Origin of the sequence: Bifidobacterium sp. WK041_4_12 (assembly GCF_041080795.1) — a bacterium.
In the GTDB taxonomy this organism is placed as follows: Bacteria; Actinomycetota; Actinomycetes; order Actinomycetales; family Bifidobacteriaceae; genus Bombiscardovia; species Bombiscardovia aquikefiricola.
In genome coordinates this window covers 779,212-798,221 of record NZ_CP129674.1, presented here as the reverse complement: position 1 = coordinate 798,221, position 19,010 = coordinate 779,212, and the positions used below count along the sequence as shown (strand labels likewise).

Annotated in this window: 17 protein-coding genes and 1 tRNA gene; 2 read left to right on the top strand and 16 right to left on the bottom strand. The window is 53.9% G+C overall.

Annotated elements, in window-relative coordinates; all coding sequences use genetic code 11:
• Positions 1-11: 11 nt before the first annotated feature.
• From guaB to ettA, 8 genes are all read right to left on the bottom strand, one after another.
• Positions 12-1,559 (bottom strand): IMP dehydrogenase, encoded by a 1,548-nt coding sequence (guaB, locus tag QN215_RS03530; protein WP_369344732.1) that lies wholly within the window; start codon positions 1,557-1,559, stop codon positions 12-14.
• 71 nt (positions 1,560-1,630) lie between these two features.
• A complete protein-coding gene (locus tag QN215_RS03525) occupies positions 1,631-2,803 on the bottom strand; it encodes an MraY family glycosyltransferase (protein WP_369344731.1) in 1,173 nt (390 codons plus the stop codon).
• A complete protein-coding gene (locus QN215_RS03520) occupies positions 2,800-3,504 on the bottom strand; it encodes an L-threonylcarbamoyladenylate synthase (protein ID WP_369344730.1) in 705 nt (234 codons plus the stop codon). The genes QN215_RS03525 and QN215_RS03520 overlap by 4 nt, the downstream gene beginning before the upstream one ends.
• Positions 3,505-3,781: 277 nt before the next feature.
• On the bottom strand, positions 3,782-4,762 hold the full coding sequence (gene prmC / locus QN215_RS03515) for a peptide chain release factor N(5)-glutamine methyltransferase (RefSeq protein WP_369345048.1): 981 nt from the start codon (positions 4,760-4,762) through the stop codon (positions 3,782-3,784).
• Between the two features lie 44 nt (positions 4,763-4,806).
• Positions 4,807-5,901, bottom strand: coding sequence for a peptide chain release factor 1 (prfA, locus tag QN215_RS03510; protein ID WP_369344729.1), 1,095 nt, complete (start codon positions 5,899-5,901; stop codon positions 4,807-4,809).
• 168 nt (positions 5,902-6,069) lie between these two features.
• Positions 6,070-6,282 carry a 50S ribosomal protein L31 gene (gene rpmE, locus QN215_RS03505; RefSeq protein WP_369344728.1) on the bottom strand — a complete coding sequence of 71 codons (213 nt, stop codon included), beginning with the start codon at positions 6,280-6,282 and terminating at the stop codon, positions 6,070-6,072.
• A gap of 290 nt (positions 6,283-6,572) precedes the next feature.
• Positions 6,573-7,487 carry an acyl-CoA thioesterase gene (locus tag QN215_RS03500; RefSeq protein WP_369344727.1) on the bottom strand — a complete coding sequence of 305 codons (915 nt, stop codon included), beginning with the start codon at positions 7,485-7,487 and terminating at the stop codon, positions 6,573-6,575.
• Positions 7,488-7,712: 225 nt separating this feature from the next.
• Complete coding sequence (gene ettA, locus QN215_RS03495; RefSeq protein ID WP_369344726.1) at positions 7,713-9,389, bottom strand: energy-dependent translational throttle protein EttA; 1,677 nt, start codon at positions 9,387-9,389, stop codon at positions 7,713-7,715.
• A 495-nt stretch (positions 9,390-9,884) separates the two neighbouring features.
• Between ettA and QN215_RS03490 the strand changes: the two genes are divergently transcribed.
• Positions 9,885-10,505 carry an ECF transporter S component gene (locus QN215_RS03490; RefSeq protein WP_369344725.1) on the top strand — a complete coding sequence of 207 codons (621 nt, stop codon included), beginning with the start codon at positions 9,885-9,887 and terminating at the stop codon, positions 10,503-10,505.
• Between the two features lie 117 nt (positions 10,506-10,622).
• Positions 10,623-11,795, top strand: a complete 1,173-nt coding sequence (locus tag QN215_RS03485; RefSeq protein ID WP_369344724.1) for a glycerate kinase — start codon at positions 10,623-10,625, stop codon at positions 11,793-11,795.
• A 73-nt stretch (positions 11,796-11,868) separates the two neighbouring features.
• On the opposite strand, the gene QN215_RS03480 is transcribed toward QN215_RS03485, so the two are convergent.
• The 8 genes from QN215_RS03480 to tilS form a co-directional block, all read right to left on the bottom strand.
• Entirely contained in the window at positions 11,869-12,381 is a 513-nt protein-coding gene (locus tag QN215_RS03480) for a Fic family protein (RefSeq protein ID WP_369344723.1), read from the bottom strand.
• 13 nt (positions 12,382-12,394) lie between these two features.
• Positions 12,395-12,928 (bottom strand): Panacea domain-containing protein, encoded by a 534-nt coding sequence (locus QN215_RS03475; RefSeq protein ID WP_369344722.1) that lies wholly within the window; start codon positions 12,926-12,928, stop codon positions 12,395-12,397.
• A 309-nt stretch (positions 12,929-13,237) separates the two neighbouring features.
• Positions 13,238-13,311, bottom strand: a tRNA-Ile gene (locus tag QN215_RS03470).
• 134 nt (positions 13,312-13,445) lie between these two features.
• Positions 13,446-13,985, bottom strand: coding sequence for a DUF3180 domain-containing protein (locus QN215_RS03465; protein WP_369344721.1), 540 nt, complete (start codon positions 13,983-13,985; stop codon positions 13,446-13,448).
• Positions 13,982-15,163, bottom strand: a complete 1,182-nt coding sequence (locus QN215_RS03460; protein ID WP_369344720.1) for a dihydroneopterin aldolase — start codon at positions 15,161-15,163, stop codon at positions 13,982-13,984. Before QN215_RS03460 ends, QN215_RS03465 begins: the two co-directional genes overlap by 4 nt.
• A 14-nt stretch (positions 15,164-15,177) precedes the next feature.
• Positions 15,178-17,268 carry an ATP-dependent zinc metalloprotease FtsH gene (ftsH, locus tag QN215_RS03455; RefSeq protein ID WP_369344719.1) on the bottom strand — a complete coding sequence of 697 codons (2,091 nt, stop codon included), beginning with the start codon at positions 17,266-17,268 and terminating at the stop codon, positions 15,178-15,180.
• On the bottom strand, positions 17,265-17,828 hold the full coding sequence (gene hpt / locus QN215_RS03450; protein ID WP_369344718.1) for a hypoxanthine phosphoribosyltransferase: 564 nt from the start codon (positions 17,826-17,828) through the stop codon (positions 17,265-17,267). Before hpt ends, ftsH begins: the two co-directional genes overlap by 4 nt.
• On the bottom strand, positions 17,815-18,891 hold the full coding sequence (gene tilS / locus QN215_RS03445; RefSeq protein WP_369344717.1) for a tRNA lysidine(34) synthetase TilS: 1,077 nt from the start codon (positions 18,889-18,891) through the stop codon (positions 17,815-17,817). The genes hpt and tilS overlap by 14 nt, the downstream gene beginning before the upstream one ends.
• Positions 18,892-19,010 lie beyond the last annotated feature (119 nt).

Below are 19,010 nucleotides of genomic sequence, written 5' to 3'. Positions count from 1 at the left end.
GCAAGCGACTGTCAGTTATGGAAACCTGTATAGTTTGGCGCTTCCTTGGTCATGACGATGTCGTGTGGATGCGATTCGCGCAGACCAGCGTCGGTGATGCGAATGAACTTGCCCTTCTGCTGAAGTTCGGCAATCGTATGCGCACCGGTGTAGAACATCGTCTGATGCAGTCCTCCTACGAGTTCGTACAGCACGTAGTTCAATGGGCCACGATATGGAACTTCGCCTTCGACGCCTTCTGGAACGACCTTGTCGTTGCTTGTCACGTCGGCCTGGAAGTAGCGATCCTTCGAGTAGCTCTTCTTGCCGCGTGGAGCCATGGCACCGAGGGAACCCATGCCACGATAGATCTTGTACTGCTTGCCATGCAGCAGCACCTTCTCACCCGGAGCCTCTTCGGTTCCGGCCAGCAGCCCGCCCAACATCACGGTGTCGGCGCCAGCGACGATTGCCTTGGCGATATCACCTGAATAATGGATGCCACCGTCTGCGACCAGCGGAACGCCAGCCGGCTTGCAGGCAAGGCTCGAATCATATACAGCGGTGAGCTGCGGTACGCCAACGCCTGCCACGATTCTTGTCGTGCAGATAGATCCTGGACCGACGCCGACCTTCACTGCGTCAACACCGGCATCGATCAAAGCCTGAGCACCCTCGCGCGTTGCAATGTTGCCACCGATGATCTGCACGCCGTCAAAAGCATGGTCACTCTTGATGCGCTTGATCATGTCAAGCATAAGCTTTGCGTGGCCGTGTGCGGTATCGACTACCAGAACATCGACGCCAGCTTCAATCAAAGCGGTCGATCGCTGCCATGCATCGCCGAAGAAGCCGACGGCTGCTGCAACGCGCAGTCTTCCCTGCTCGTCCTTGGTCGCATGCGGATACTGCTCAGTCTTCACAAAGTCTTTGACGGTTATGAGACCGGTCAGCTTGCCATCGTTGTCGAGCAAAGGAAGCTTCTCGACCTTGTGCTGGGCAAGCAGGCGGTGTGCGTCCTCGCGAGTGATGTCTGAAGAACCTGTGATCAGGTTCTCGCTGGTCATCACGTCACGAACTTTCAATGAGTCATAGTCGGAAGGATTCACGAAACGCATGTCACGATTCGTGATAATGCCCACCAGATGGTCCTCATTATCGACGACGGGCAAACCCGAAACGTGGTAAGCGGCACACAGCTTATCCAAATCGGTCAGTGTCGCGTCAGGGGTGACGGTCAAGGGATCGGAAATCATGCCAGATTCGCTGCGCTTCACGATATCTACCTGATTAGCCTGATCCTCAATGCTGAGATTGCGGTGGAGCACGCCGATGCCACCATTGCGAGCCATCGAGATAGCCATCTGGGCCTCGGTGACGGTATCCATAGCAGCTGACAGCACCGGGGATTTCATCGTAATTCCTCTGGTGAGATGAGTTGTCGTGTCAACCTCGGATGGGATCACATCCGACTCGTTGGGAAGGAGGAGCACATCATCATATGCAAGTCCGAGCTTCTCGAACATTGGTGGAACTGGGGTATAGCGGGATTCTGAATTCTGCTCAGTCAATGTAGCCATATCAGTACTGTATATTCGGATACTGACCTTGGCGACACATTCGCTTCGCTGATATCGAAAATCCTATGATTTCAGTCCTTATGCCGCCTGTTTTCGTCGTCGGCTGATTGTTCTCGATGTCGGGCTGCAGCAAGTGCGGCGTTCTCCTCGCGAATCTCTGGAATTCGACGGCGATAATACGGATACAGTGTGGCAATCGTGAGGATAACCGTTGAAATCGCAAAGCCTATCGCAACATATTGCGCCTTGAAGAAGAGAATCATGATCGAGCCGAATGAGATCAGCGCCGCCCATCCCCACAGGATAAGCACAGCCGAACGCACGGAATGACCAATGCGGATCATCCGGTGATGCAGATGCATGCGGTCTGGATGCGTCGGTGACTGGCCGTGGCTGAGCCTTCGAACGATGGCCAGAATCATGTCGAGCACGGGGAGGAACAGCACCAGCAGCGGCAGAAGAATCGGCATGAACACGGGAAGATAGATGCTCGCATGGACGGAAACAGGGTCGAGACGGCCGGTCATGACGATGGATGCGCAGGTAATCAGATAGCCGAGCAGCATGGATCCGGAGTCGCCCATGAACAGTTTGGCCGGATGCCAGTTATGAAGCAGAAAGCCGACGCACACGCCAACCAGCATCACGTCGATAAGCGTGGCCATGGAAGCGTAGCTCGGTGACGTTCTGGCGAGAATGTACGAATAGATGGCGAAGGCGATGCCCCCTATGGCAACGATGCCTGCGGCAAGGCCATCCAAACCATCCACGAAGTTGACGGCATTGATCGATGCCACAAGCAAGAAGGCGGTTATCGCCATGGAAAGGCTGGGGGAAGCAGTCACCAGCGAGCCGAGCGGCAGCGAGATGATCTGGATGCCACCCCACGATACGAACACCGAAATAAGCAGTTGCCCGGCCAGCTTGAGCATCCAATCCAGATCCCATAGGTCGTCTGTCACGCCCAGCATGCATATCAGGAAGGCTCCGCACAGGATGAACCATGCCTGGTTGCTTGACGCGAACAGGCCGTTGATAAAGGGAAAGGTACTGGCATATGCCGTAGCGACCGCAAAGCCTATCAGCATGCCTACGCCACCCATACGAGGCGTTGGAACGGTATGAACATCGCGAGCGCGAACTTGGCCGACTGCTCCGATGCGTATGGCGAGATGACGAACAAGGGGCGTCACCAGCCAGGTGACACCTCCTGCGATGGCGGCGATGAACAGGTAGACTCTCATGCGCTGGTTTCCGACGTGTTCGACTCGTCCGGTCGGTGTCCATTGCTGTGCTGATGCATGCTCTGATTGGCGTGGATGACGTCACGCAGCTGTGATTCGGGTATCACTCCCTGCCGCAAGATTGCGATGCCGTCAGCATCCGTCTTCGAAGTAGTGACGACCGTACTGGCGACCGGCCCGGGGGTGGGTCCGTCATCGAGATAGAGGGCGACGCTTTCACCAAGCTGAGCCAACGCATCCTGAACGCTTTGGGCACTGCTTTGCCCTGAAATGTTGGCGCTCGAAGCGGCCACAGGTCCCGTTGCGGCAAGAATGCGGCGAGTGCTCTCCGCATCGGGAACGCGAATTCCCTGCGTTCGGGCGGTGGCTTCGATTTTGATGGTCTGCAACTGCGTGTCTGCGCTGGCAATGCAAATTGGGGAAAATGCTCCGGGCAGCAACGAGGCCGAAAGCACATCGAGAGGATATGGAAGTCTCAGATCAAGCGCTTCAATCTCGCTCGTGTCTGCAAGCAGAACCTGCAAGGATTTGGAAAGAGGGCGGTGCTTGGCTTCGAAGAGGGCTTCAATGGCAATCTCGTTGAAAGGATCGCATGCAATGCCGTACACCGTATCCGTTGGCATGACAATCAGTTTGCCCTCATGGATGTATCGCGCTGCCAGCGCGAGGGAATCCTCGTCGATTAAACGAATCTCACTCATGTACCCGTATCATCTCGCTTTATCTGTCGTAGAAAGATCTGCGTGTGAACGACTGCTGGCCATCTTGCATGCCGGCAACATCTTCATACACCGCCTGTGAACAGTCTATGTTCAGTGTACAATGCCGATTCTTACGAATTCGTCATTCACATATCTCCGTCATATGTCTCATTCATATGTCTCAGTCACCAGCCTGGACTCGTGGTCTGGTCCCATGCGTTGCGTCCGACTCATTCATTTCGTCTGCTGGCTGCAATGCTCCCATATTGACAATCCATCACTTGGGAACTGAGCTTGCAGCGGGGATCGATGACCGTGCGGCGACCAGAAAACGGTCACGATGCGTAAGATCCTGATGGGTTTGCGCGTTGCTGTAGCCTTGCGCCACAGCATAGCTACGCAGGGCAGGCCCCTGTGAAATATCGTGTTCCATGACCAACACTCCCCCAGCGCGAAGGAGCCGGAAAGCCCTGGTGATGATGCGTTGCGGAAATTGCAGACCGTCCCGCGAATCTCCGTACAATGCCTGTTCAGGTTCCCAGTCGCGAACTTCCGGTTGAGTCGGCACTTCTTTCTGAGGGATGTATGGAGGATTGCAGAGCACGACATCGCATTGTCCATCAAGGGATTGCAAGGTCTGAGCGTCGGTGGCATCGGCTTCGATCAGGTCGATGGAACTGCCAAGCTCATCAATCTGCGCCTGGTGTGCCTCAATGTTCCTGCGAGTCCAGACCAGCGCCTGTTGCGACTGTTCAACCGCGTACACGCGGGCATGAGGCATTTCGGTGGCCACACTCAAGGCGATTGCGCCCGAACCCGTGCACAGGTCGACAACGAGCGGTCTCGCCACCTGCTCCCGACGCAGCCAGTCAAGCGCAGCCTGCACCACAAGCTCGGTCTCTTGCCGTGGAATGAAGACGCCTGTGGCAACAAGCAGGTCCAGGAATCTGAATCGTGTATGGCCGACGATGTATTGCAGGGGTTCACGTCTGGCTCTTTGCTGCAGAAGTTCGTCAAAACGGTTCAAGGCAGCGGTGGCATCGTGGGATACAGACGCATCGCTGATGCCATGCCAGTGGGCAAAGGCTTGCTCGAAGCTTCGGCCAAGCACCATGGCCATACGGATATCATTCACAGTGACCGTCGATGCTCTGGAGCTTGCGGCCGCAAGCAGCACCATGGAATCATGCTGCGGCGAGTCGATACCATGGGATTGCAAACTGTCAGTTGCCGCACGAACAATACTGCCGACGGTCATCGTCAATGTCATGCCATGTTCAGCCTGATTCACGATAAGGCGGCTTACTGCTGTTGCGCTGCGAGTCGATCCGCCTCGTCGGCCTGCACGTCGGAATCGATGACTGCCTGCAGATCTCCGTCCAGTACCTGATCCAGATTGTAGGCCTTGTAGTTGGTGCGATGATCGACTATGCGGTTTTCAGGAAAATTATAGGTGCGAATGCGCTCGGAACGATCCATGGAACGAACCTGGGAATGGCGCATGTCAGCGGCTTCCTCGGCTTCCTGCTCATGCTTCATCGCGAGCAGACGGGACTTCAGGACGCGCAATGCTGCCTGTCTGTTCTGTATTTGAGATTTTTCATCCTGCATGCTGACCACAATGCCTGTGGGAATATGCGTCATGCGCACTGCCGAATACGTCGTGTTCACCGACTGCCCGCCAGGGCCGGAACTCATGAAGATGTCGATCTTCAAATCCTTCGGATCGACTTCAATCTCATCGTCATCCTCGTCGGCTTCAGGGAACACGATGACACCAGCAGCGGAAGTCTGAATGCGTCCCTGCGATTCGGTCACGGGAATGCGCTGCACGCGGTGAACGCCTCCCTCGTATTTCATGCTTGCCCAGACACCGTCCACAGGTGACTGCACCGACTTGGCGCGCAAGGCAATCTGAACGTCCTTGACTCCCCCAAGTTCGGTTGAGTTCTCACTCATCAGCTCGGTTTTCCAACCACGTTTCTCTGCATAGCGCGTATACATGCGAAGCAGGTCGCCAGCGAACAGCGCGGCTTCATCGCCGCCTGTACCCGCCTTGATTTCCATGATCACATCGCGCGAATCGTCAGGATCTCGCGGAATCAGGGCGTTGCGCAGCTTCTCTTCGACCGCTGGCAGTTGTGCCTCAAGGCGTTTGGCCTCTGCCTGAAACTCCGCATCGTCATCGGCCATTTCACAGGCAGCCTCGTAATCATCTCGAACGGCCACATACCGCTGATAGGCATGGACGATCATGCCCAGCTCAGAGTGGCGACGCCCCAGCTTGCGCATCGTATCTGGATTCGATGCCACCTCCGGCTGACTCATCTGCCGCTCGATGTCGCGATATTCCTCGAGTGCCGTAAGAGCTGCTGGGAATTGCTCATCGGATGCCATTGAATCCCTCTCCGTTACATCTCTTTACATCGTGTTACTTCTCGTACCACCGTTATCACTGATAGCTTGATAGAGAAAACTTACCAATTACATACACATCACAATAAAAAAGCCAACCCTTATCTGGGCATCACACATGATCCCAGCCAAGGATTGGTGTCAGTAACGCTACTTGTTTCGCTTGCCGTAACGAGCTTCGAAACGTGCGACACGACCACCAGTGTCGAGAATCTTCTGCTTGCCGGTATAGAACGGGTGGCACTTCGCGCACACGTCAACGGTCATATGATCGCTTTTCTCAGTCGAACGGGTGACGAAATGGTTGCCGCATGAACATGTGACTTCCACCGCATGATATTCGGGATGAATTCCCTGCTTCATAACTACTCCTAGAGTTCAAGGCACCGGGTCGCCATGCCCCAATGACAGACGTGAACCGGAACTGTTGAGATTATACGCCATAACCCCAACCGAGCATACTCACCCACAGCATATTGACGACATTGCGATAATTTCGCAGCTCATTGTGAACTTCTCGAAGTATATATGCTCAATCTTCCCTGTTATATTCCTTCATCCGTACCAAATTTCATCGTTTATACTTTGGGAAGTTCACAATGAGCAAGCTAGACCGAGAAAAATGATCTTGATCATTGCCAAAATCGCCGAATTCATGGTTTTGGCGTGGCTGGAACGCGGATCATCGCTTCCTGCGCGATGGCTGCGACGAGAGCGCCATCCTGCGAATACACCTTGGCAAAGCTCAGACCACGACCGTGCGCTGCCGTAGGCGTGTCTTGCACATAGAGATGCCAAGCGTTGATGTCAACATCGCGGTACCACCACATGGAATGGTCTATTGACGCATACGAAATGCCGGGAGTGACCAGACTCAGACCTGCACGTCGCAGAACGGGCTCCATCATGATCTGATCGCAGCCAAGTGCCAGCACAGCTCGATGCATGACCTGAGAAATGTCGGCCTTCCCATCCACCTTCATCCACACCATCTGCTTGCCGGAATCTTCGTCGAAGGCCTGTTTGTCAGCCCCCATAAGCAGCGCAGCGTTGACGTGACGGATATCAAAGGGCGACTTCGTCGCATAGAAATTGGCGAACGGTGACTGCTCCGCATACGGTGTCATCAAATCCTTGGCGCTGGTAAGCGATTCTGGATCAGGAACGTCGCTGGGCATCGAATCAGCAAATTCAACGCCCTGCTGATTCGGTTCCTGGAAGCTCGAGATTGACGTCAGAATCGAACCCTGGGCCTGTGTGGCGTTGACGCGTCTGGAAGAGAAGGACTTTCCATCACGCAGATTTTCAACATCGAAGAGGATGTCCTGACGAATATCTCCGGCTGAAACGAAGTATCCATGGATGGAATGAGGCAGGCGACCCTTCGGCACCGTTTTTGATGCCGCAACAACTGCCTGTGCGATAACCTGACCGCCATAGACGCGCCCCGTAGGGAAATACATACTTTCACCATTGATATATGTATGGCTGCGATATTCCGAAGGCTCTCCCAGACTCAGCACCCTTACCAAATCATCAAGTGGCGTGGCGGACTTAGTTGAAGGCATCCTCTCCCCCTTTTACATTCATGGCATACTCTACCTGCAACGCTATGACACGATGCCGGATTTTTTCCGTTCATATCTGTTGCAGTCTAACCATGGCAAGTAAATAACAGCATGTTTTATGTAACGAACAGGTTCAGAACATGAACAGCGCGTGACGAAAGCTCACATGTCAAGCCTGACACGCCTCCATCAAGGAAGCGGGTCAGGCTCTGATCGAATCGGTTCTCAGCGCGTCAGCTTACGATGCAAGCGGTGAGGCTTCGATGCCTCTTCGCCAAGACGGGCAACCTTGTTGTCCTGATAGGCCTGGAAGTTCCCCTCGAACCAGTACCAGTTGCCTGGATCCTCGTCGTTGCCCTCCCACGCGAGAATATGGGTGGCGATGCGGTCAAGGAACCAACGGTCGTGCGAGATGACCACGGCGCATCCGGGGAACGCGAGCAAGGCGTTTTCAAGACTTTCAAGGGTCTCGACATCCAGATCGTTGGTCGGCTCGTCAAGCAGCAGCAGATTGCCACCCTGCTTCAAGGTCAATGCCAGATTCAACCGGTTGCGTTCTCCACCCGAAAGCACACCTGCAGGCTTCTGCTGATCGGATCCTTTGAACCCGAAGCTTGCCACATATGCTCTGGTGGGCACTTCAACCCCGCCGACTTCCATAAAATCAAGTCCGCCAGACACCACCTGCCAGAGATTCTTGTCAGGGTCAATGCCTTCGCGATTCTGATCGACGTACGAGATCTTGACAGTGTCTCCGATATCCAACGATCCACTCGTCAGGGGTTCAAGGCCGACAATCGTCTTGAACAGCGTGGATTTTCCAACACCGTTCGGCCCGATGACGCCGACAATCCCGTTTCGAGGCAACGTGAAGCTCAGATCGTCAATCAACACACGGTCACCAAAGGCCTTGTGAATATGCTCGGCCTCAAGCACCTTCGAGCCCAGACGCGGACCCGGTGGAATCTGAATCTCGGAGAAGTCGAGCTTCTTGTTGTTGCGCGCCTCGGTTTCCATCTGTTCATAACGTTCCAGACGTGCCTTGTTCTTCGCCTGACGCGCCTTCGGGGAGCTGCGAACCCAGTCCAATTCGGAATTGAGACGGCGCGAAAGCTTGGCATCCTTGGCTCCCTGGACCTCAAGACGCTTGGCCTTGGTCTCCAGATAGGTCGAATAGTTACCCTTGTATGGATAGAGATGACCGCGGTCAACCTCACATATCCATTCGGCAACATTGTTGAGGAAGTACCTATCGTGCGTGACGGCAAGCACTGCACCTTTGTAGGTATGCAGGAAGTTTTCGAGCCATAGGATCGATTCAGCATCCAGATGGTTGGTAGGTTCATCGAGCAGGAGCAGATCCGGCGCTTCCAGCAGCAGCTTGCACAGAGCCACTCGTCTGCGTTCACCTCCAGAGAGGACGCTTACCGGAGTGTCTGAATCCGGGCATTGCAAGGCATCCATGGCCTGGTCGAGCTGACTGTCGAGATCCCAGGCATCTGCGGCATCGATCTCTTCCTGGAGTTTGCCCATCTCAGCCATCAACGCGTCAAAATCTGCGTCCGGCTTGGCCATTTCCTCGCCAATCTCGTTGAATCGACGAATTTTCGCCTTGATTCCTCCGAAGGCCATCTCGATGTTTTCGCCAACGGTCTTATCCTCATCGAGCGGAGGTTCCTGCTGCAAGATGCCGACGGTGTATCCAGGAGTGAGCTGAGCCTCCCCATTGGAAACCGTATCCAAGCCTGCCATGATCTTGAGCAGGGTGGATTTTCCCATGCCATTCGGCCCCACAACGCCTATCTTGGCCCCAGGAATGAAGCTGAGTGTGACATCGTCAAGGATGACGCGCTCTCCAAAAGCTTTTCGTGCCTTAATCATTTGGTAGACGAACTCTGCCATGTGTTATCTTTCCACTTTCTTGCCGGTGTTACTTGCCAGCGTGGTGTGCCAATGCTGCGCGTAACGTTAACCCATCGAAGCCGAAATTCGCAATTCGACCAGCTATGTATGTGCTCGAACATCTGTGTATTCGAATCCTGTGTTTTCGAATTCCATGTATCCGAACGATTTCGAAGCTTCTTCTCATGCCCTCGTCAATCCTACAAGCACTCCCAGATGGGGAGTTTACGAGTTTTGTTGCAATGCATCAGCATACAACCCAAAAATCCGCATTATCCCGATCGAATTCACAGGAAAATCGAGCTTTATACTTCGCAATTGTCGCAAAACTCGAGTATCGCGCTTTTCCTTTGCCTAGCTGATACACACGGGGTTGCAATCACGCGGTAAAGTGTTTCTCGGTGTTCCCGCCCGAATGCGCAGGTCAAGGAACGCTGTGGATAGCTTTCTGTACCCACATCAGCTGTGCGCACAACATAATTGGAGACAATCCTCATGACAAATATCACACAATACACGCACAATCATTATGCTTGGAGACCGGTAGACATTGCAGTCACGGCAACGGTTGGCGTTGCATCCGGCTTGGTTTTTTGGGGATTCAACTACGTCTCCGCATGGCTGTTCCCTCTGATGCGAACGATTCTGCCCGGAACGGGAAGCCTGTTTCATGCAATATGGTATTTCTCTGGCCCATTGGCCTTGCTCATCATTCGTAAACCCGGCGCTGCAGTCTTTGTGAATCTTGTGGGCAGCGCAGTCGAGATGCTGCTTGGCAATCAGTTCTCAGTAAGTTTCGTCTTCGTGTCAGCCATAGTTCAGGCATTGTTCTCTGAACTGGCCTTTGCGATTTTTCTCTACAAGCGTTGGACGCTCAGCATCAGCATGCTCTCAGGTCTGCTGACTGCCATCGAATACGGATTCTATCTGCTGTTCTTCCAATATCAAGGAGTGTCCTTCTTCAGCGCATACGGCATCACTCACATGATATGTGAAATGATTGGTGGCGTGCTGATTGGCGGGGTGATGAGTTGGTATCTCTTCATTGCCATCGCCAAAACCGGTGCCTTGGATAAGTTCGCGTCAGGTCGCTCGGTCAAAGCCAAAGTCGCATAAGCCCAGACAGGGTTCACGCCATATGAAGTTGTAGATTTCGACTCAGGGCAGTCAGACGGCGGCAGATGGCGATATATGGCGATATATCCAGTGAGCTCTAAGGAGCGAAGGAAATACATGCGATATCTTCTTGCACCTGATTCATTCAAGGAGTCGGCAGGCGCCGAATCGGTCGCCCGTGCAATGAGCCGTGGAATCCACTCCACCGACCCGTCAGCCGAAGTGCGCATGCTGCCTCTGTCCGATGGCGGAGAAGGTCTCACTTCAGCCCTCGTGCAGGCCACACATGGTCATATCGACACCGCAGCGGCACATGACGCATCCGGCAACGAGATTCAAGCTTCGTTCGGTTTTCTCGGTAGTTCCGATGCCTCCACTGCGGTGATCGAATTGGCTGCCGCGAGTGGCATCGAACGCATTCCACAAGATCGCCGAGATCCAATGTCGGCATCGACCTTCGGCACCGGAGAACTCATCATGGCTGCGATCAAGGCCGGGGCACGTCGAATCATTCTCGGACTTGGAGGCAGTGCCTCGACCGATGGTGGCACAGGACTGGCAACCGCCTGTGGTTACAGATTCCTCGACGAACAAGGCAATTCGCTTGAGTCGGGCGGAGGCAGTCTCAGTCAGCTGCATGCAATTGACGCACGCAACGTCAATCGCGAGGCAGTGAGCATACCCATAGTCATTGCAAGCGACGTGGTCAATCCATTGACCGGGCCTCACGGCGCTGCACGAGTGTTTGCACCACAGAAAGGCGCAACTGCCGCACAGATTGACAAGCTTGACATGGGACTGGCACATTTCTCCGAGCACATCAAATCCTTCAACGGAAGAGATGTGCAAGGCATAGCTGGAGCAGGAGCAGCAGGCGGCTCAGGTGCGGGCCTCTTGGGGCTTTTCAACGCAACGATCCAGCCAGGCATAGAACTGGTGCTCGATCTTGTCAGAGGCCGTGATGCATGTCAGTGGGCTGACGTCGTCATCACAGGCGAGGGTTCGATTGATGCTCAAACCCCATTTGGCAAGGTTCCCAGTGGCATCGCGAAGCTGGCACAAGGCGAGGGCAAGCCCTGCATCGCGATTGGTGGCCAGATTAAACTCGATGAAAGCGACAGGAAGCGGCTGCGCGATGCCGGAATCGTCGCAAGCTTTGGCATCGCGCCAGGAGCTGCTGATCTGAAGTCGCTGCTTGCAACCACGGAAGAAAATGTGGAAGCAAGCTGCGCCTCGATTGCTGCATTACTCAAGACGCGCCCGTGTGGGGCCTCACACGATCAACACTGAAGCTAAGCGTGGCTTCGATGGACATGTGAAAATCATCTATTCCGTCAGTTAGCATAATAGTCAGATTTGCCGTTTACTCGTCTTCGCTTCGAGCATTATCGCGCAGCAAAGATGCTATCTCCTTATAGTCTTTCTTACCCTCAACTAGCTGCTGTATCCATTGATATATTCCATTCCTCTCTGGGTTGGGAGAATCATCAACATCAAGAACAACTCCGTGAGCATACAAGAGTGCTATCGACACTCTTACTGCTGTGCGTTTATTGCCATCCCCGAAAAGGTGGTCTTTTGCAAGCATCTCCGCAAATCGACTTATTTGATCAAATAAGTCCATAAATCCATAACGTTGGGCAGGTGTTTGTCCATATACCATGTCGAATACGGTGTGAATTGGGGAACTAAGCTTCTCCATGAGTTTCTTCAATTCATCAGGATTCCCCTGTATTCCTGGTCTTCTAAATCCTCCGTCATCGGTAACTGTCAGTTCATGCGCTTCAATGGTCATGTGAACTAAATCAGCGATCGACTCTTGATCTGATACGACAATGGGCGGTGCAACTGCCGCCCATTGTACTGAATTCCTCATTCGAGACAGCCTATCAGGAATCTTTAAGTAGGCGGAATGCATTGGGGAAATTCTTCTCCGCCGTCTTTATTCCCCGAGCAATTTTCCTTGACTCACAAGGCTTGACAATGCCATCGGATGAATCAACAATCATTTGTTCTGTAATCTTCACACCATGTTCGCCGCTGTATGCCAATTTCCAAGCAGATCCATTTCTATGCGAGAAATTGACCAAATCGAAAGCTGAGAAGCTACCATACTGTTTGGCAACCTTGTCAACGATTTCACGAGTTGTCTCGTCACCTGCAATCTTTGGTTGGAGCGAAGGAAAGGGTGAATATGGTTCAAGAATTCTTCCGCTCCCGTGGGAGCTAAAGGCATAGTAGACCATTGGCTCAACCGGTCCATAGTCCCACGCTTCAATTTCATCAGTGAAAAGACTCTTACCTGTATTGCGAAGACATTCAGCTTGCGCGTAATATACAAGTTTGTTGAGCTTTAAATTTGTCAGATAAAGGTCGTTGCCGTGCCTTTGTACAAATAGATTTGCTATTTCTATCGATTGCATAGCCCTCCCTTTGGTACGTTGAAATTGCCTACACATCAACATCTTAAATCAATCATATGGTGTTTGTCCGACAACGAACAGTGTGTTGCTTAAGCCCTGTAAGAACGCAACCAAGAAACAGCAGTGCGTTAGAGCGAATCGCTTTCGTATACTTCACGACCACACTCAATTCTCATCTCAAATGTTGTTACGGCGCGTCAGTAGACTTTCAGTTTGTTGCAGAATGTTGCAGAAAAGGCCATTTTGACGGAGTGGTAGGAATCTTTCGATTACCATTCTTCCTTACTTCTGAAAGAAGTTCCGAACGTGTGGGGCCTCAGGGGCTTGAACCCTGGACCGAACGATTATGAGTCGTTTGCTCTAACCGACTGAGCTAAGGCCCCGCTGTGTCACATGCAAACTTGCAGATGGCAACTTGCCCATACTACCAAAAGCGGAGGAACTTGGATACCGGCGATGTCGCGAGCATGGCTGGTGCGATGCAGTGCGACTTCGGACATCGTATTGACTGTATCCTTCAGCGTCTCGACACCCGGTTGAAGGTTTTATTCGCTCGCGAGCTGGCAAGTTTGCGCTTGCGTTTCGCCGCTATCGTCTTCGGATGTTCAGGTCCTTCGCGAGGAGGCAGCTGGCACAGCCATTCGCTCACAATGCCAACAATCATGTCGACAACGGATACGACAGTGCAGATGGCGCATTCGATAATCACCGTTTTGAAATATTGAGCCTCCGCATGAGAAAGACTCATGATGAGCTGCACGCCGTACCAGCCTGCCAAAGCAGCCCCAGCCAAGGCCAGCGCCTTGGAGATGACAAGGGTATTGACGGCACGAATCGGATCGAGTTCATCGCGGTCCCCTTTGACATACAGGTGGACCTGATACGCCTCGTAGAACACATAGGCGCCAAGGGCCACCAGCAGCACCGGCACCACCCAAGGTGCGCCCATGAGAGAGAACTGGCTTGCCTGGGTCAGCGCTGACATGGCGAATCCAGCAGCGGCTCCAACAACGACGGCTACGAGGTAATACCACCACGGCGTACGTCTGGCCTTCATACGGCACCTCCAAGAATCCATGTATCAGAAACCTTGCTGATATTCTGTCGATTGGGTGCATCATTCAACAGCTTCTCAAGCATCGCTGCCGTATCGACAGCATCGGGATGCTGCATGGTCGCGTTCAGATCGTTCCACGGCGCAAGGATCTCCGCATGGTCAGCCAAGCCCGGCAGCACGGAACGCTGCTCCGTTTCTTTCTCATGATGCCGCGCGCGTAGATCCAGCAGCATCGCCTTCAAACTTCCAGATTGATGCGATACCTCGTCTGATGCTTCTGATGTAGCTGTGGCACGGGTGTCCCGATGCTTTGAGGCCTGATGCGAGTGTTCCAACAGTGCCAATGACGAGTGGATGTCGGCATTGTTGAGCGATGTCTCTATGAGCACGACCGCATTGAATGAGTCATTGTGGGTGACGGCGACACATTGGTACAGAGGAGAAATTCCGACGACTTGATTACCTGGAACGCTATCGACGGCAACGACAGCCGCTCGTAGTATCGCCTGGGCATCTGCTGCTTGGTTCTTGACGATTGGCGTTTGCAGGGCTATCAGAGCTTCACGAGTCTGGGGTCGGGTTGCTTCAGACGAATGCGTTTCGGCTGATGGAGCAGACGCTTCTGCGTGCTCTGTATGTGCCGATGCTGCGATATGTGAGGCCTGCGTAGGCGTGGCATCTGATGGGTCAAATTGCTCATCTCGCTCAGGTTGCCCAGCTCGCTCAGATTGGTCCAATTGGTTCGGCTTGTCGTCATGCTGCTCGTGGTAATCGGATGCGCATCGAATGGTGACCGAAACGTCGTCAACGAATACCCCACGGATGCTTCGCGCCTCGTGAGCCGTGACTTCCACTTCGCGTATGAGGTGTGAAAGCAGCACAGACTGCGCAACGTCATAGGCAAGCGCTTCGAGCAGGCCGTGTTCATCGCGTTCGATAACCGAAGCCACTCGATGCGCCAGCTGTTCATAATCCACGGTCTGTGTGATATCCGCTGATCTGCCCGCTTGCTGAAGATCGCAACGCATGACAAGATCAACGCTTACCGTGCCCGGATGATGGCGAGCACCGGCATCAGCAAGGAGCGAGTCATGGTTGCCGTTCGCGGCAGACATCTGGTCTGTCGAGTTCTTGCCATGTCGTTCCGGTCTGATGCCGGTGAGCTTCATCACATCCATCGATGATTGGCCGTTCACTCGCCTGTTTTCATGCCAATGCCACGTTTGAGTGACTCTGGGATTTCAACAGGGGGAATGTTCGAGTCAGGGCGTGAACTGTCTGAAAGCCAGACCTGACGTACCGGAGCCTTGACGATGGCTGAGAAGACCTGCTTCAGCTCGCGTTCGTTCAACGTCTCCTTGACCAGCAATTGGCGCACGAGTTCATCGAGGATATGACGATTCTGGTTGATGATGTCCCATGCTTCTGAATGGGCACGCTCAACGAGCTTGCGGACTTCGTCATCGATGATCTGAGCGGTCTCGTTCGAATATTTGCGAGGCTGCAGACCATCCATAACCGTTGTCTGATCGTCATCGTCATCGGCCCACTTGATGGCACCGAGCTTTGCGGAGAATCCGAATTCGACAACCATCTTGCGGGCGATCTTCGTCGCCTTTTCGATATCGTTGGAGGCACCGGTCGTCGGATCGTGGAAGACGATCTCTTCTGCAGTTCTGCCACCCATGGCGTAGGCCATCTGATCGAGCAGCTCGTTGCGAGACTGGGAGTAACGATCCTCGGTCGGCATGACTGCCGTATATCCGAGTGCGCGTCCTCGAGGAAGAATCGTGACCTTCGTGACGGGATCGGTGTTATGCAGTGCTGCGGCAACCAAGGCATGACCACCTTCGTGGTATGCCGTATTGCGCAATTCGTTCAGCGCCATGCCCTTCGACTGACGGCGCGGCCCTGCCTGAACACGGTCGATAGCCTCGTCGATGGCTCGATTATCAATCAGTTGCGCATTCGAACGAGCCGTCAGCAATGCAGCTTCGTTGAGGACGTTTGCCAGATCGGCACCGGTGAAACCTGGCGTGCGTACTGCCACGATATGCAGATCCACATCCGGCACGAACGGCTTGCCCTTGGCATGAACCTTCAGAATGGCTTCGCGGCCCTCCAAATCGGGAGCTTCGACACCGACCTGGCGGTCGAAACGACCTGGACGCAGCAGCGCAGGATCGAGCACGTCAGGACGGTTGGTTGCCGCGATGATAATCAGATTCGTATCGTTGTTGAATCCGTCCATCTCGACGAGCAGCTGGTTCAATGTCTGCTCGCGTTCATCGTGTCCGCCGCCCATTCCTGAGCCACGGCGTCGTCCTACGGCATCGATTTCATCGATGAAGATGATGGCCGGAGCGTTTTTCTTGGCCTCGTCAAAGAGATCGCGAACGCGGGAAGCACCAAGGCCTACGAACATTTCAACGAAGTCGGAACCGGCCATCGAATAGAATGGCACACCCGCTTCGCCTGCAATCGCTCGGGCCAGAAGGGTCTTTCCTGTTCCTGGAGGGCCGTAGAGCAGTACTCCTCGTGGAATTCTCGCTCCCAGAGCCTTGTACTTCGATGGATCCTTGAGGAAGTCCTTGATTTCTTCGACCTCTTCGACGGCCGATTGCTCGCCGGCAACGTCAGAGAACTTCGTTTTCGGTGTCTCGCCGTCCAGCAGCCGTCCTGCGTTCTTTTTGCCGCCCATGCCGAACAGACCGCCGCCTGACGATTGCATTCGGCTCATGAAGAACCAGAACAGTCCAAGAATGATAAGCAGAGGCAGCATCGAAGTGATCAGATAGCTCAGAATGCTCGTCTGCGGCACCGTCGAGTTGTATCCCTTGGAAAGGCTGCTATCTTCGACGGCCTTCACCACCTGACCGCCCTGCGCGAAGACATAGTAGAACTGGACGCTCTTGCCATAGTTGCGTACCCGGCCGTTGCTCGGGTCCTTTTTCGTGAAGTCGTTCTTCAGCTCAAGGGTGACGAGCTGCTTGGTTTCGGTAATCTCAGCGTAGTTTGCCTTGTTGTCACGCAGAAGGGCCAGACCGTCCTTGGTATAGATTGTCTGCGTGCCATTCATGGAGAACAGTTGGAAGGCTGCTATCGCGAGCATTGCCAGCACGACAATCCACACCCACGGCATCTGCCAGAATGGACGCTTGCCGTTCGATCCCGCGTTGGGGTCGCCTTGGGACTGGTTGTTGAACGGGTTCATGTTGTTGTTTGGCCTGTTGCCGTTATTACCTACCGGTGGGCGCCTTTGCGGACCCTGAGGATAGCTCATACCTGTTCTCCTTGATACACCTCTGGTTTGAGGACTGCGATGGAATCCAAATTCCTGTATTTCTCTCCGAAGTCCAAGCCAAATCCGACTACGAATTCATCTGGAATGTCGTATCCCCGGTACTTTACGTCAACTTCCACCTCGCGACGTGACGGCTTCTCCAAGAGCGCGAAAACTTCCACGGAAGCTGCGCCTCTGCGCTTCAAGTCTCCTACAAGCCATTTCAGCGTGTTTCCCGAATCAACGATATCTTCAACGATGAGAACATCCCGACCGGTGATGTCCGTGCTTAAATCCTGCCGAATGGTGATGGTTCCGGTAGATGTGGTGCCCAGACCATAGGATGACAGACTCATGAAATCCATCTCGACTGGGATGCTCAGCGCCTGCGAAAAAGCGGTAAGCGTGTTGACTGCCCCCTTCAACACGGCAACGAGCAGCAGAGACTTGCCTTGATAATCCTTGCTAACCCGCGCCGCCACCTCTTCTATCTTTGATTCAATTTGCTCTTTCGAGACCAGTTCATGGTCAATGTCGGATTTAATGTCAGCGATTTGCATGACCACCATCTTTGCATAGATGAATGACGTTATCCTGACGGTTTGCTGAGAATCCGATCGGAAGATTCACGACACCCTGCCCATGCCAATGGGCGATCAGCGCATCTATCGCATCGAGCTGCCGCGTCGAAAACGGAATGCCACACTGGTTCAGCGCCATGATGATGACCCGTTTCCTCAACGCTACGGGCTGCGACGACAGCTGAGTCGCCTGAAGCTTGGCCGTCTGCACAGATCGCTCGCTCTCTTCCACGATGCATGTATCGTGGGCAAGCAGACGAGCCTGTGCATCCATATATTCGAGATCTTCGCGTGCCTGGACAGTATTTCCAGCAAGCAGCGCTGCCGCGTCGCTGCCGCTACAGGCATCAAGGGCTGGCATGAGATCGTGACGTATGCGAGAGCGCAAGGGATACTGAACCGGCAAGCTATGGTCGCTGGCAATGTCGTCGCCATTCGTCGGATCATCCCAGAAGTCGATTCCGGCATCCATGCAAATCATTGTGGAATCCGCCCTTCTCATGTTCAGCATCGGACGAATAAACCGTACGCCACCTTTTATCGACATCTCAGGCATCCCTGCGAGCGCCTGAGTGCCCGCCGAACGCAGCAGCCCGATAAGCACCGTCTCAGCCTGGTCATCAAGGGTATGAGCCAGCATGACGGCACTGGCTTCGACCTGACGCGCATATGCAATGATTCCTGCATAACGGGCGTCGCGCGCGTCCGACTCCTCGCCAGCCTTGGAATGATTGACTGTCACGGCCTTCGTGGTGACCGGGCTCAAACCCATGGAGGCACATTGATGGGCAGCGTGCCGCGCCACAGCATCCGAGTTCGGATGAAGCCCGTGGTCAATGAGAATGGCACCGCACCGCAGCCCAAGCATCGGGCAGACAATCGAAGCGCCATATGCCAGCGCCAGAGAATCCCTGCCACCAGAGCACGCGACCAGCAGCAAGGGTGCGTCGGACGCCGCCTGATGAACGCCATGACTTGCAAATTTCTTGGATTGTCTACGAAAACCTTGCAGTTCCAATGATCTGCGTAACTCTCCCACCATTCGTTTCATCACGGCAGAATACATAGAACGATCTCCAAACTTCATGCATGTGTGAACGGATACGGTTCAACGAACATTGTGCGTGACCTATGTCAAGAATACAGCCGCCGCACCAACAC